Below are 13,607 nucleotides of genomic sequence, written 5' to 3' on the forward strand. Positions count from 1 at the left end.
ATTGCGGCCTCAGGCGACAGCCTGCTGAGCGTTCTGACAGGACTGCAGCAATGCGCTGCGTTGCGTTTGTGCGTGGCGACCCAACAGCACGAAGCCATTGAGCCTGCCCTCGGCGTCATAGAACCCGGCGCTCAACCCGTCTGGCGTCGGCGTGCAGCGCCATTGCCCTTCACTGGCTATCGCCGGCGCCAACAGGCACAGCGGCGCGGCCGGTGTTTTCACCGTGACCGGCATCAGCGGGTAATCGACGGCGGTGGGCTGGCCGAGCAGGGTTTTGCTCAGTGCCTGGATGCCTTGGTTGATCGGCGCCAGATACGGCAACAACTGGCCGTCGATCTCAATGCAATCGCCCAGTGCGTAGATACCCGACACCGAGGTTTGCAGCTGAGCATTGACTTGGATGCCTCGGCCAACCGCGAGGCCCGCGCTCTCGGCCAAACTCAAATCCGGGCGCAGCCCGACCGCCGACAACACCAGGTCGGCCGCAAGAATTTGGCCGCCCGCGAGTTTCAATTGATAGCCCTGCCCGCTCGACTCGATGGCCTCCACGGTGTTCTGCAGGTGCCACTTCACACCCAACTCACCCAGCGCGTTTTGCAGCACCTGTCCGGCCTCGATGGGCAACAAGCGCTCCATCGGCCAACGGCCCAGACCGATGACATCCACGCTGAAACCGTTGTGCGCAAGGTCATTGGCAAACTCGCAACCGATCAGGCCATCGCCGAGAATGGCCACGCGTTGCACACCGGTCAGCCGCTCACGGAACCCGTGGTAATCCTGCAGGTTGTTGACGCTGAGCATCGCGGCCGTTTCACCTTCGATGGGCAGGCGAATAGGTTGCGCACCGCTGGCGAGCACCAGTTGGCCGTACTCCATTTCACCGAAACGGGTGCGCAGGCGTCGCTTGGAACTGTCGATGCCCAGCACTTTGCAGTGGGGATAAACGCGAATGTTCAGACGCTGTTCGATGGCCAGTGGTGATTCGCCGGACAATGCCTCGGCGCTCTTGCCCTGAGACAGTCCGATTGAAAGCGCGGGCTTGGAATACAGGTGCCCGGACTCCTGGGTCAGCACGCGGATCTCGACCTCGGCATCAGCCTTGCGCAGTGCCTGGGCCAAACCATAACCGGCATAACCACTGCCGATAATGACAATCGGCCCGCGCGGCAATGCAGCGACAACAGGCACCGCCAATGGCGGCGTGCTGACCGCCACAGCCGCTTCGGCATACTCACTGATATCGAGCATCTCGAAATCAGCCTTGCCGACGTGGCATTCCGGACAGATCCAGTCTTCGGGAACATCTTCCCAGCGCGTGCCGGCGAGGATCCCGTCCTCGGGCCAGCCCAGCGCCTCGTCATAAATCAGGCCGCAGACAATGCATAGCCAAGTCTTGAACATGCTGTTCACTCCCCAGCGATCCGGATTGCCACGTTTTTGGTGCGCACGTAGCTGTACAAGGCTTCCTGCCCCTTTTCCCGGCCGAAACCTGACAACCCGACGCCGCCAAACGGTGTTTCGATGCCACCGGCGTACCATTCGTTGACGAACACCTGGCCGGCTTTCAAGCGACGCGTGCAGCGCATGGCGCGGCTGATGTCCTGGGTAAACACCCCGGCCACCAGACCGAATTCGGTGCCGTTGGCGATGGCGATAGCCTCTTCTTCCGTATCGAACGACATGATCGCCAGCACTGGGCCAAACACTTCTTCCTGAGCGATGCACATCTGCGGCGTGACATCGCGGAACACGGTCGGACGCATGAAGTGCCCGGCTCGATCCGCGAAGGCTTCGCCGCCGGTCACCGCTATCGCGCCCTCTTCGATTGCGCGGCGGCACAAGGCCTCGATGCCCGCCAGTTGCCCGGCGCTGACCACCGGTGTGAGGTCGGCGTTTTCCTGGCCAGTGCCAACGCTGAGCCCTTCGGCCATAGCCACCACCGCCTCGACCACTTCTTCATAGATCTCGCGTTGCACCAACAGCCGCGACATCGCCGAACAGACCTGCCCGGCATTGAAGAAGATGCCCGACTTGACGCTGGCCAGCAGTTGCTCACGGTCGGCATCGGCGAAGGCAATCGCCGCCGATTTGCCGCCCAATTCCATTACGCCGGGAATCGCGTGCCGGGCGGCATCGCGCAGGATGGACTGGCCTGTTGGCACGGAGCCGGTGAACACGATCTGGTCGACATCACGATGGCTGACCAGATGCGAACCGACTTCGCGACCCCGACCGCAGATCAGATTGACCGCGCCCTGAGGCAAGCCGGCATTGGCGATGGCGCGGATCAGCACGCACATGCCCAGCGGTGAAAGCTCGGGGGACTTGATGACCACCGCGTTGCCCGCCGCCAGGGCTGGCGCCAGCGAGCGGGCACAGATCGACACCGGGAAGTTCCACGGCACGATCTGTGCCGAAACGCCCATCGGGTCGTACAAGGTAAAGTCCATGTACCCGTTGCCCAGCGGGATCGAAGTGCCCTCGATCTTGTCCGCCATGCCGGCGTAATACTCGAAGTAACGCGCCGCCTCGATGAACTCGTCCTTGGCATCGCTCAGGCGCTTGCCGTTTTCCTGGCACAACACCCAGGCACCTTCATCCGCCACGGCACGAATTTCTTCGGCGATGCGCAGCAACCAGGTGACCCGCTGCGCTGGACGCACCCGAGTCAACTCGCCGCTATCGGCGCAGCGACGGGCCGCCTGCACGGCGCGCTCGGCATCGGCCACGGTGGCCTGGGCGATGGTCGCCAACGGCTCGGCGGAGCCTGGGTTGTTCACTGTCAGACGCTGGACGCTATCGCTCCATTGCCCGTCGATATAGTTGAGCCAGTGAGAGGCTATCGGATACATGGCACTTCTCCTCAGGCCGACTGGGTGGTGGCGAGCAATTGACGTGCGGCCCACTGGTGGAAGAAGTGCGTCGGGATGTCCATTTCCGGGGAGAACGCGCCGCCCTTGTAGCCTGGGGAATGGCGACCTTTCTGCATGCCTTCGACCGAACTGATGTCTTCGGCGAACACTACTTTCCAGGATTCCAGGATGGCATCGCGGCAGGCGCTGAACGCTTCGCTGCTCGCCGCTTCATCGCCGACGTAGAACAGGCGCAGGTGCTCGATGGTGCGTCCCGGCGACACGGGTTCAAGTTGCATGGCGAAGGCGTGGTCGGCCTGGATGCCGAGCAGGACATTCGGGAAAAACGCGACGTATTCGGCATTGCGCAGACGGTCCAGCGGCCAGCTCGGGAATTTCGGCAAGTGAGTGCCGGCGACGTCCGACAAGTTGTAGGCGTAGCTGCCCTGACCCGAGAAGTGCTCGCCAACGATGATGTTGTAGTGGTCTTCCAGGCGCGAATAGGAGTTCAGGCTCGGGTGCACCCATGGCAGGTGATAGGCCTCGCAGTAGTTCTCTACTGCCAGCTTCCAGTTGCACTTGATGTCCAGGGTGGTGGCGTCATGGCCCGGGCGGCGGCTCAGCAGGCTCATGCCGTCTTCGCCCAGGAACTGGCTCCAGCGCGCAGTCAGCGGCGCGAGCATGTCTTCGAGTGGCTGTGCATCGCCGGACAGATTGATGAACACCATGTCCATCCAGATCGCACTGCGAATGGCTTTCAAGCCGTGTTTCTCACAGGCGAAACGCTCGTCCTTGTGCTGATCGATACCGCCTACGTGGGGCGTACCACGCAGCCCGCCATTGAGGTCGTAGGTCCAGGAGTGGTAAGGGCAGCGAATGACGCCTTGCACCTCACCCGCCTCCTCCACCAGCTTCATGCCGCGGTGGCTGCACACGTTATGGAACACCTGAACCACGCCTTCGCGGTTGCGCATCAGCAGCAGCGGCAGGCCCATGAAGTCGACTGGCTTGACCGAGCCGGCCTTGCCCAGATCACTGGCAAAACCAACGCAAGCCCAGGTCTTACCCATGACCTGATCGCGCTCGAGTTCGAAGTAACGTTGTTCGGTGTAAAACTCGTTGCTCAGGCCGGTGGCTTCATGAATCGGATTGAGCACGGTTTCGAGGTGATGCACTGGAATTTGTTGGAGGGTGGTCATTATTGTTTTCCCCTGCTGGGCACGGTGTGGATTGTTCGGCAGGCTTGCTGGCCAGGTCCGCTGGCGGCAAGTTTCGGAAAACGGGGGGGTGTCGACAAACGATATTTCGGGAGGGATTCATGACTTTTGATCATGAATATGGACATCTGCGGCCCGCCAACCTCTAGGAGCGAGCCTGCTCGCGATGGTCGTAAACGATAACGAGTGCTGTCTGAATGACCGCGTTGTCTGAGCGTTTTTCGCGAGCAGGCTCGCTCCTACAGGGGCGGGAGTTGTTTCATTAGCCAGCTGCGGAAGCGCTTTACGCTTTGGCGCATACCGCCACGGCCCAAGGGCTCCAGCAAACAAAACTGTGCATCGGTGCGCAATACCGCATCCAGCGGCCGCACCAGCGCGCCGCTCTGCAGGTAGTCATCGACCAGATTGGACCAGGCCAGCGCAACGCCCTGCCCGCTGATGGCCGACTGGATCAGCATCGAATAACTGTTGATGTTGATCCGGCGTTTCGGCTCGACGTTTTTCAATCCCTGGCTCTGGAGCCATTCGGACCAGCCAATCCAGTCGCGCTGCGGATCGTCGAGGACGAGCCATGTGCAGGCCGCCAGGTCGGCAGGCGTCGTCAAGGCAGGATGCTTGGCCAGGTAAGTCGGGCTGCACACCGGATAGACCTCTTCGGAAAACAATGGCGTGACCTGCATTTCCCGGGGTGGCGTACTGCAGTAATACAACGCCAGATCGCAATCCAGGCGCGAGAAATCCTTGACCTGATCATGGGCGATGATGCGCAGGTCGATCTCTTCGTTTTCACGTTGAAACTCGCTGACTTTGGGCAGCAGCCAGAGTGACGCCATCGCCGTGCTAGTGGCCACCGTCACTTGCTCGGCACCCTGCCAATGACGAATCTCACCCGTCGCCTGGGCCACTTGCAGCAAGGCGGTGCGGACCGTTTCGTAATATTGACTGGCCGCCGGACTCAGGTGAATCGTGCGGGTCGTGCGCTCGAATAAAACCTTACCCAGGTAGTCTTCGAGCAGGCGTACCTGGCGGCTGATTGCACCCTGGGTCACGTTCAGCTCTTGTGCGGCCAGGGTGAAACTCAAGTGGCGCGCTGCGGCTTCGAACGCGACCAGACTGTTGAGCGGTGGCAAAGGGTGAATTTTCATGCAGGCAAGGTCACGTCGTTGTTTTGGTTTTATCGCGGGAGTTTAGTCCTTGGCGTGGGGGGTGGACAGCGCCTACTTCAGACCCGCTCAGGGATTGGGTGTATATCCATTATTTGAGTGATGGCGACTTATGGTTCTGCCCTTACGGCGGGTCACTTTTGAAAGAGCCGGAATGCCGGCCCAGCCAAAAGTAACCAAAAGGCTCTTGCCCCACCACTCGGTGCCTCGCTCAGGCTCGGCATGCCCTCTCTCCGGCCAGCGTGGTTTAACGGGGCGCCTAACAGCCGACCTGACTTTTGACCTGCCTGTGATCCCCTGTGGGAGCGAGCCTGCTCGCGATGGACGTCAACGATAACGCGCCCTATCTGAATGACCGCATTGTCTGGACGTTTTTCGCGAGCAGGCTCGCTCCCACAATGGGATCGGAAACAGGTCCGAAATCAGGTCGGCTGTCAGGCCGCCTCGCTCTGCTTTGGCTTTTGATCTTCTTGCCCCATCGAGAGGCCGAGTGGAGGTTCTGCGCAGTGGGCAAACCGGCATGGATGCCGGTTTAGCCGCGCTGGGCCAAGGATGGCCCATCGCGGCGGGCCCACGGAGCAGGACCGGAGCGAGGGAATGCCGAGCCTAGGCGAGGCACCGAACGAAAGGGGCAAGAGCGCTTGGTTACTTGGGGCCGGGCGGCGTTCCGATTTCCAAGTAACTCGCCGTAAGGGCGAAACCGCCAGTGGCCGTTACCAAAGAAACGGATATGTACACCATCCCATGCTATGCCCGAGACGCCTCTTTTAGTTTCGCCATTAACGGACTAGCCACCACCGGCGCCACCTCAGGCTTCTCCTCCACAACCACCCCATTCAACGCCTTATGCATCTTCTCCGTATCCAGCGCCCCCACCCACTTGGCAATCGCCATGGTGCCCACGCCATTGCCGATGGTATTGGTAATCGCCCGCGCCTCCGACATGAACCGGTCGACCCCCAGCAACAACACCATCCCCGCCACCGGAATCGTCCCCAGGGACGACAAGGTAGCCGCCAGAATGATGAACCCGGAACCAGTGACACCCGCCGAGCCCTTGGAGGTGAACATCAACACCGCCAGCACGATCAACTGGTCGGTCAGGGTCAGCGGCGTGTTGGTCGCCTGGGCAATGAAGATCGCGGCGATGGTGTAGTAGATCGCTTGCCCGTCCGGGTTGAAGGTCAGGCCGGAGGGAATGATCATTCCGGCGACGGGTTTGGACACGCCGGCCTTTTCCATCTTGGAAATCATCTGCGGCAGTACCGATTCCGATGAGCTGGTGCCCAGCACGGTGAACAGTTCTTCCTTGATGAACTTGAGGAATTTCCACAGGCTGAAACCGCTGTAACGGCAGATCGGGCCAAGCACGAAGATCACGAACACCGCGCAGGTCAGGTACACACAGGCCATCAGCTTGCCCAGGGAGAACAGCGAGCCGAAGCCGTATTTGCCGATGGTGAACGCAATGGCGCCGAATGCGCCGATCGGGGCCAGGCGCATGACCATGTTGACGATGCGGAACATGCCCTGCATCAGGCTGTCCAGGGTATCCACGAAGGCTTTGCCGCGTGGGCCGACGTGGGCCAGGGCAATGCCCAGCAGTATGGAGAACAACAGGATCTGCAGGACATTGCCTTTGGCGAAGGCATCGACAATGGTGTCGGGGATGATGTTCATGATGAAGTCCATGAACGAGGCATGCTTCACCGCCGAGGTGTAGGTGGCCAGGCTGGAAGTATCCAGCGTGGCGACATCGATATTCATGCCGGCGCCGGGCTTGAACACATCGACCACCACCAGGCCGACCACCAGCGCCAGGGTCGACACCACTTCGAAATACAGCAGCGCGCGAAAGCCGACCCGGCCCAGTTCCTTCATGTTTTCCATGCGCGCGATGCCCGTGACCACGGTCAGGAAGATCACCGGCGCGAGGAGCATTTTGATCAGTTTGATGAACGCATCGCCCAAGGGTTTGAGTGCAGCGCCGGTTTCGGGAACGAAGACCCCGACGATGGCGCCGAGGATCACGGCGAGGAGCACTTGTACGTAGAGTTTGCCAAATATTCTTTTCATGACAGGGCCCTGATTTTTTATTGTTGTCAGGAAATGCCCGGGGGTCGGTACGGTTGATCTGCCCCGGGCGTTGTGCCGCAGTACTACTTTGAATCAGTGAAAAAAATCAGCGGTTGATCAGCGCAATCACCGCATCGGTGATCTGCCGCGTGGTGGCGTTACCGCCCAGATCCGGAGTGTGCAAACCGCTTTCGGTCACCGCTTCGATGGCCGACATCAGGTGTTTCGCGGCCGCAGCTTCACCCAGGTGTTCAAGCATCATGGCGGCGGTCCAGAAGGTTGCGATCGGGTTGGCTACACCTTTGCCGGTGATGTCGAAAGCCGAGCCGTGGATCGGTTCGAACATCGAGGGGAATTTTCGCGAAGGGTTGAGGTTGGCGGTCGGCGCGATGCCCAGGCTCCCGGACAGCGCAGCGGCCAGGTCCGAGAGGATGTCGGCGTGCAGGTTGGTGGCGACGATCACGTCCAGGGTCGACGGTTTGAGCACCATGCGCGTGGTCACGGCGTCCACCAGTTCCTTGTCGATCTTCACGTCCGGGAAGTCCTTGGCCACTTCGTAGAAAATTTCGTCCCACAGCACCATGCCGTGACGCTGGGCGTTGGACTTGGTAACCATGGTCAGGTGTTTGCGCGGGCGGCTCTGCGCCAGCTCAAAGGCGAAGCGGTGAATGCGTTCGACCCCGGCCCGGGTGAACACCGAGACTTCAGTGGCGACTTCTTCCGGCAGGCCTCGGTGCACGCGGCCACCATTACCGGAGTATTCGCCTTCGGAGTTTTCCCGCACCACCACCCAATCGATCTGGTCACCGTTGTGCAGCGGGCTTTTCACGCCCGGCAACACCCGGGCCGGACGCACGTTGGCGTACTGGTCGAAGCCCTGGCAGATCGGCAGGCGCAGGCCCCACAGTGAAATGTGGTCCGGCACATTGAGCGCACCGACAGCGCCGAAGAAGATCGCGTCGAAGGTTTTCAGTTCTTCCAGGCCCCCCTCGGGAATGTAGTAGCCGTTTTTCAGGTAGTTGTCGGAGTTCCAGTCGAAGTGTTTGAAATCCAGTTTGAAGCCGGATTTGTTAGACAGGGCCTGCAGCACCTCGACGCCTGCGGCGATCACTTCCACGCCGATACCGTCACCTGGCACTGCTGCGATTTTGTATGCGCTCATTGGTTGGCTCCACTCTCATCGATTTCTTGTTGTTCCCGTTGAACCGGACTGTTCAGGCGGGGTGTGAGCGGAGTATATGTAGTGAACAAATAGGTGTGAGTTACTCCAAATCACTACATAAATAACTTTGAGTTACGAATGAGCCAGACCCTGGATTTGTCGTTTTTCTACCTGCTGGCGAATAAAGGCAGCCTCGCGGCGACGGCCCGGGAGCTGGGCATCACGCCACCGGCGGTGAGCAAGCGCCTGACGGCGCTGGAAGCCCGGCTGGGCATTCGCCTGGTTAACCGCACCACACGCTCGATGAGCCTGACATCCGAAGGCGAGCTGTATTTCTCCCAGGCCGCGCGCATCCTCACGCAGATCAATGAGCTTGAGCAGTTGGTCAGCAGCAGCCGCGCGACGCCCAAGGGCCTGATTCGGGTCAATGCTTCGCTCGGCTTCGGCCGCCGCCACATCGGTCCTGCCCTGGCTGCGTTTTACGCGCAGTACCCCGAGGTGGAAATTCAGTTGGAAATCAGTGACCACCCACTGGACCTGGCCACCCACGGTTTCGACCTGGGCATCCGTTTCGGTACCCTGCCGGACGCCGCTTTTCACGCACGCAAGATCGCCTCCAACCGTCGCTTGTTGTGCGCCTCGCCACTGTATCTGGACAAGTACGGCACCCCGCAGAAACTGAGCGACCTGCAAAACCACAATTGCATTTTCATCCGCCAGAACGAGTCACCCTATGGTGTCTGGAGCTTCACCAACGGCGGGCACACGGACAACATCAAGGTGCATGGCGCCCTGGGCTGCAACGATGGTGAAGTGGCCCTGAACTGGGCATTGGAGGGATTCGGGATTCTGCTGCGGGCCGAATGGGACATCGCCCGCTATGTGCGCAGCGGTCGCCTGCGCCTGGTGCTGGAAGACCAGACGCCGACCCGCGCCGACGTGTATGCGGTGTACCCGCAACAATTGCATTTATCGGCGCGGGTACGCAGCCTGATCGACTTTCTGATCGAACGCTTCAAACATATCGATAACGTTGAGGACAGCTGAAGCGTTGGCCATTTCCCTATAGGAGCTGGCTTGCCGGATCGCCGCACCGCAGCGAAGGCAAAGTGTCAATCGACATAGGTATTGGCTGACACATTGCTTTCGCTGGCAAGCCAGCTCCTACAGGGCTACCGGCCTAGTGCGCGGCTGCATTTGTCCACTGCGGCACATCGAGGGTGTTCTGGCGCTTGGCTCGCTGAGTCAACGCCACCATCGCCAGGAAGCCCAGCACAATCAGCACCGGATACGCCATCAACAGTTCGGAGAGCGAATATTTCCAGGCCAGCGGGCGTCCGACACCGAGCATGGCGGCATACATCCAGGACACCGCCGACAACGAGCCACAAAACAGCGCCAGCATCCGGGCGCTGAATCCGAGTTCGAGCAAGGAGCCTGCCTTTTGCATGGCCGGCAACACCAAGCGGTGCAGCAGAATGCCGTTGTAGGTCAGCAGCGTGACAATGATCACCTTGGCGTGAAGCTTCGGATTCATGAAGTATTCCGTGCCCTTGCCCAGGTAATCGATGCCGATAATGGCGGCACCTGTCACCCATAGACCGATCAAAGCCACCACGACAGACCGCTGAAGACTTTCCATGTGTGCATGATCATGTTCAGTGAATGCCTTGCGTTTCAACAGATCCCTGACCATTGCAATATCACTGGTTAGTACTAAACCAATTGCCACACAACAGGCGACCAAATGAACGTAAACAACGCCAAGCCGCAAAAACTCCATGAATTCTTTATTTTCGATCAGGCTCATAATTGTATTTATCGCCACGGGTATTTTCTCCACCTTATTCGATAGTACAGATCGGCCAATCAACAGAGCACTTGTTGTAAACAACCCTGCACGACCTTGCTCATACAAGAAAACCAAACAATAGGTTAATTATCGAAATCCTATTGATCCGGCAAATGAATGGATGACAGCTTAGTTAGCACCCCTCAAATTTCAGGTAAAAAATCCCCATCTGCACTCACTGCATTTGAGGTTCTGGTTCCACTTCTTTTTGCACGTCAAGAGCAAGCCAATGGGTGACCTGCTGCAGAATCTGAGGGCTGCAGGCCCGAAATGTTCATTTCTCCAGCACATCACCGACAAGCGGTCACTGGCTGGAGGGCCAATGACTGCGGCGTTAACCGGGCAACTTTCCCGTCGAGGCCCATTCCAACTGAGCTGGTTGGCTTACATGATCCTTGTCATCGCCAATTGGATCCACTAGTTGCCTCGAAGATAAATAAACACGGAAACCAGCGAACCATTGTCATTTACACCCCAAGAACTAAAACAGTCATACTATTTTTAGCGTGCCGGACACCAAATGGAACTATCTTGTATACAAGTACAGACAACATTTCGCACGACAAACAGACTTCATCATTATGAGTCCTGCAAATAACTTAAATCAGAACACGTCCAGAAATGTTCACTCCCTGACTCTTGAATGTGTCCAGGTCTTGGCGACACTGCTTTGCAGACGGGTCGCCAGGACCTTTTTTATTTCAGCTCAGGCGAGCCTGACCACGACGTTGATGTTGTTGCGCGTGGCTTTGGAGTACGGGCAGTACTTGTGTCCGGTGTCGACGAGTTTCTGTGCGGTTTCGCGATCCAGTCCCGGCAGGCTGACGTTGAGTCGCGCCTGCAGCAGGTAGCCACCTTCATTGGTGCCCAGGTCGACTTCGGTGTCGACGGCCACATCCTTGGGCAGCGCAACTTTCAGCTCTTTGGCAGCGACGCCCATCGCGCCGATGAAACAGGCTGACCAACCGGCGGCGAACAGTTGCTCCGGATTGGTACCACCACCATTGGTGCCCGGGGACGAGAGTTTGATATCCAGAATCCCATCCGAGCTTCTGGATGCGCCATCGCGGCCACCCGTGGTGTGGGTTTTGGCGGTGTACAGTACTTTGTCGAGCTGGGTCATGATGATCTCCTGATTGAAATGGGGTTTATGCACGTTCAGGTAAATCAGAAAAACGGCCTTCAGGGTTGATGCCGGACACTCAATATAGACGTCGCTGCACAACCGGGAGCTTGATCCGACAAAGGTCACCTTCCACATCCGCCGGGGAAGCCCTGTAGGAGCTGGCTGCCAGCGAAAGCGGATTATCAGTCAACATTGATGTCGATGTTGGCGCCCTCTTCGCTGGCAAGCCAGCTCCTACAGGCTTTTAAAAACCTCATTTGCGCGCCAACTTGTACTTCACACAATCGTCATAAAAACTCTCCCGAACCGCCTCTGGCTTGATCCTGGTCGGGCTGTCATAAGTCTGCTCGGTAATGCCCATGGCCATCATCCGCATCCACGACTTGGCAAACTTGTAAGAATGGATTTTCTGCCGCGCAGCATAAAGAGAAACCCCGGCTAACTTGAGTTCCTGCGCCCTGGCAGCCGTCCCCGCGCCCCAACTGCACATATAACGCTCATTGGGCATCAGCTCCCTGGCCTGGGCAGACACTGCAAAACCCGCGACACCGACCGAGATCAGTACGACCCATACATTGCGCATTAGCTTCCCACCCTAACCACCTGAAATTGAAGCGATTCTGGCGATAAGCGAGCAATCCGGGGGCCAGTATAGTGCCTTATCGGTAAAACCCTGATCCCGATCATTAAACAAGAGTCATTTTCTTGCGACATTTCCATCCTTTGCTATAGCTAACAATCTCTTCTGCCAACTAATGAGGCCACGGAATGTCAGTCGCGAAGAAAATGAGTGTAGGGCAACTGACAATGTTGACTGCCGTCAACATGTTGGGCTCAGGCATTGTGCTACTACCGACGAAACTCGCGGAAGTTGGTGCAATTTCGATTCTTTCCTGGCTGGTGACGGCCACCGGCTCCCTCGCTCTGGCCTACGCCTTTGCGCGATGCGGGATGCTCAGCCGCAAGACCGGCGGCATGGGTGGTTATGCCGAATACACGTTCGGTAAAGCAGGTAACTACATCACCAACTACACCTACGGACTCTCGCTATTGATTGCCAACGTGGCGATTAGTATTACTGCGGTGGGTTATATCCAGGTTTTATTCGGGATAAAACTTGACTCCCTGCAAGTAGGTCTGGCGACCATCGCCTTGTTATGGATCACCACGTTCGCCAACTTTGGCGGCGCCCGCATTACCGGCCGGATCGGCGCGGTGACGGTCTGGGGTGTGATTGCACCGGTGGTGCTGGTCTCCACGGTTGGCTGGTTCTGGTTCGACAGCAGCGTTTATGCGGCAGGCTGGAACCCTCACGACAAGAGCTGGTTCGAAGCGGCGGGCGCCTCGGTGGCAATCACCCTATGGGCCTTCCTCGGCCTGGAATCGGCTTGCGCCAACACCGAGGCAGTGGAAAACCCCGAGCGCAACGTACCGATTGCCGTGCTGGGCGGCACCCTGGGGGCGGCGGTGATCTACATCGTCTCCACCAACGTTATCTTCGGTATCGTCGGCAACGAAGAACTGGTCGCCTCCACCGCACCTTTCGGCCTGGTGTTCGCCAAGATGTTCACCCCGTTCGTCGGTGACATCGTGATGGCGGCGATGGTACTCGCCTGCATCGGCTCGCTGCTCGGCTGGCAGTTCACTATTGCCCAGGTATACGCCAGCTCGGCGAACACCGGTTACTTCCTGCCAATCTTCGCCAAGGGCAACAAGGCCGGCACGCCGATCATCGGCATGCTGGTGCTGCTGGCGGCGCAAACCGCTCTGGCCCTGCTGACCATCAGCCCCGACCTGAGCAAGCAGTTCAATACCCTGGTCAACCTCGCGGTGGTCACCAACCTGGTGCCCTACATCCTCTCGATGGCCGCTTTGATGACCATGCAAAAGATTTCCAACGTGCCGGAAAGCAAGGCGATGGTCACCAACTTCATTGCCGTGATTGCGGCGGCCTACAGCTACCTGGCGCTGTACAGCTCGGGCGAGCAGGCGCTGATGCTCGGCGGCGTGGCGACCATCTTCGGCTACACGCTGTTCGGCTTCGTCAACAACCGCCTGATCCGCCTCGAAGCGCTCAACAACAGCGTACCGACGCAGACCGTCAGTGCGCAGCACCTCACAGCCGAGCCCGTGCCGGTCAACAGCCTGAACTAATTCTG

The 13,607-nt window shown here is 58.8% G+C and carries 11 protein-coding genes and 1 pseudogene; 2 read left to right on the forward strand and 10 right to left on the reverse strand.

Annotation, left to right across the window (positions count from 1 at the left end):
* Positions 1-9 precede the first annotated feature (9 nt).
* The 7 genes and pseudogenes from BJ917_RS06200 to BJ917_RS06235 form a co-directional block, all read right to left on the reverse strand.
* Complete coding sequence (locus BJ917_RS06200) at positions 10-1,248, reverse strand: FAD-dependent oxidoreductase (protein WP_256658531.1); 1,239 nt, start codon at positions 1,246-1,248, stop codon at positions 10-12.
* Positions 1,237-1,401, reverse strand: a pseudogene (locus tag BJ917_RS32235) (rubredoxin); the annotation flags it as partial. The gene BJ917_RS06200 and the pseudogene BJ917_RS32235, both read right to left, overlap by 12 nt.
* A gap of 5 nt (positions 1,402-1,406) precedes the next feature.
* Positions 1,407-2,852: an aldehyde dehydrogenase family protein gene (locus BJ917_RS06205; protein WP_121102626.1), complete on the reverse strand. Its 1,446-nt coding sequence runs from the start codon at positions 2,850-2,852 to the stop codon at positions 1,407-1,409.
* Positions 2,853-2,863: 11 nt separating this feature from the next.
* Complete coding sequence (locus BJ917_RS06210) at positions 2,864-4,051, reverse strand: aromatic ring-hydroxylating dioxygenase subunit alpha (RefSeq protein WP_172901619.1); 1,188 nt, start codon at positions 4,049-4,051, stop codon at positions 2,864-2,866.
* 257 nt (positions 4,052-4,308) lie between these two features.
* Positions 4,309-5,214, reverse strand: coding sequence for a LysR substrate-binding domain-containing protein (locus BJ917_RS06215; protein ID WP_096512297.1), 906 nt, complete (start codon positions 5,212-5,214; stop codon positions 4,309-4,311).
* 765 nt (positions 5,215-5,979) lie between these two features.
* Complete coding sequence (locus tag BJ917_RS06230) at positions 5,980-7,308, reverse strand: dicarboxylate/amino acid:cation symporter (protein ID WP_121102631.1); 1,329 nt, start codon at positions 7,306-7,308, stop codon at positions 5,980-5,982.
* A 106-nt stretch (positions 7,309-7,414) separates the two neighbouring features.
* On the reverse strand, positions 7,415-8,470 hold the full coding sequence (locus BJ917_RS06235; RefSeq protein ID WP_096512300.1) for a tartrate dehydrogenase: 1,056 nt from the start codon (positions 8,468-8,470) through the stop codon (positions 7,415-7,417).
* Positions 8,471-8,608: 138 nt separating this feature from the next.
* Here BJ917_RS06235 and BJ917_RS06240 point away from each other — a divergent pair, with 138 nt between their 5' ends.
* Positions 8,609-9,517 carry a LysR family transcriptional regulator gene (locus tag BJ917_RS06240; RefSeq protein ID WP_096512301.1) on the forward strand — a complete coding sequence of 303 codons (909 nt, stop codon included), beginning with the start codon at positions 8,609-8,611 and terminating at the stop codon, positions 9,515-9,517.
* Between the two features lie 133 nt (positions 9,518-9,650).
* Here the strand turns inward: BJ917_RS06240 and BJ917_RS06245 are convergent, their stop codons facing one another.
* From BJ917_RS06245 to BJ917_RS06260, 3 genes are all read right to left on the reverse strand, one after another.
* Positions 9,651-10,298 carry a hypothetical protein gene (locus BJ917_RS06245; RefSeq protein WP_096512302.1) on the reverse strand — a complete coding sequence of 216 codons (648 nt, stop codon included), beginning with the start codon at positions 10,296-10,298 and terminating at the stop codon, positions 9,651-9,653.
* Positions 10,299-11,028: 730 nt separating this feature from the next.
* Positions 11,029-11,445, reverse strand: coding sequence for an organic hydroperoxide resistance protein (locus BJ917_RS06255; protein WP_096515480.1), 417 nt, complete (start codon positions 11,443-11,445; stop codon positions 11,029-11,031).
* A 256-nt stretch (positions 11,446-11,701) separates the two neighbouring features.
* Positions 11,702-12,031: a hypothetical protein gene (locus tag BJ917_RS06260; RefSeq protein WP_096512304.1), complete on the reverse strand. Its 330-nt coding sequence runs from the start codon at positions 12,029-12,031 to the stop codon at positions 11,702-11,704.
* A 185-nt stretch (positions 12,032-12,216) separates the two neighbouring features.
* Between BJ917_RS06260 and potE the strand changes: the two genes are divergently transcribed.
* Entirely contained in the window at positions 12,217-13,602 is a 1,386-nt protein-coding gene (potE, locus tag BJ917_RS06265; RefSeq protein WP_121102633.1) for a putrescine-ornithine antiporter, read from the forward strand.
* Positions 13,603-13,607 lie beyond the last annotated feature (5 nt).

It is taken from the genome of Pseudomonas sp. WPR_5_2 (assembly GCF_003634475.1).
Lineage (GTDB): Bacteria > Pseudomonadota > Gammaproteobacteria > Pseudomonadales > Pseudomonadaceae > Aquipseudomonas > Aquipseudomonas izuensis.

What these genes read in the sequence shown, in the direction of transcription:
- BJ917_RS06200 (WP_256658531.1), bottom strand. Translation starts at nt 1,248, where the DNA reads ATGCTCGATATCAGTGAGTATGCCGAAGCGGCTGTGGCGGTCAGCACG.
- BJ917_RS06205 (WP_121102626.1), bottom strand. Translation starts at nt 2,852, where the DNA reads ATGTATCCGATAGCCTCTCACTGGCTCAACTATATCGACGGGCAATGG.
- BJ917_RS06210 (WP_172901619.1), bottom strand. Translation starts at nt 4,051, where the DNA reads ATGACCACCCTCCAACAAATTCCAGTGCATCACCTCGAAACCGTGCTC.
- BJ917_RS06215 (WP_096512297.1), bottom strand. Translation starts at nt 5,214, where the DNA reads ATGAAAATTCACCCTTTGCCACCGCTCAACAGTCTGGTCGCGTTCGAA.
- BJ917_RS06230 (WP_121102631.1), bottom strand. Translation starts at nt 7,308, where the DNA reads ATGAAAAGAATATTTGGCAAACTCTACGTACAAGTGCTCCTCGCCGTG.
- BJ917_RS06235 (WP_096512300.1), bottom strand. Translation starts at nt 8,470, where the DNA reads ATGAGCGCATACAAAATCGCAGCAGTGCCAGGTGACGGTATCGGCGTG.
- BJ917_RS06240 (WP_096512301.1), top strand. Translation starts at nt 8,609, where the DNA reads ATGAGCCAGACCCTGGATTTGTCGTTTTTCTACCTGCTGGCGAATAAA.
- BJ917_RS06255 (WP_096515480.1), bottom strand. Translation starts at nt 11,445, where the DNA reads ATGACCCAGCTCGACAAAGTACTGTACACCGCCAAAACCCACACCACG.
- BJ917_RS06260 (WP_096512304.1), bottom strand. Translation starts at nt 12,031, where the DNA reads ATGCGCAATGTATGGGTCGTACTGATCTCGGTCGGTGTCGCGGGTTTT.
- potE (WP_121102633.1), top strand. Translation starts at nt 12,217, where the DNA reads ATGTCAGTCGCGAAGAAAATGAGTGTAGGGCAACTGACAATGTTGACT.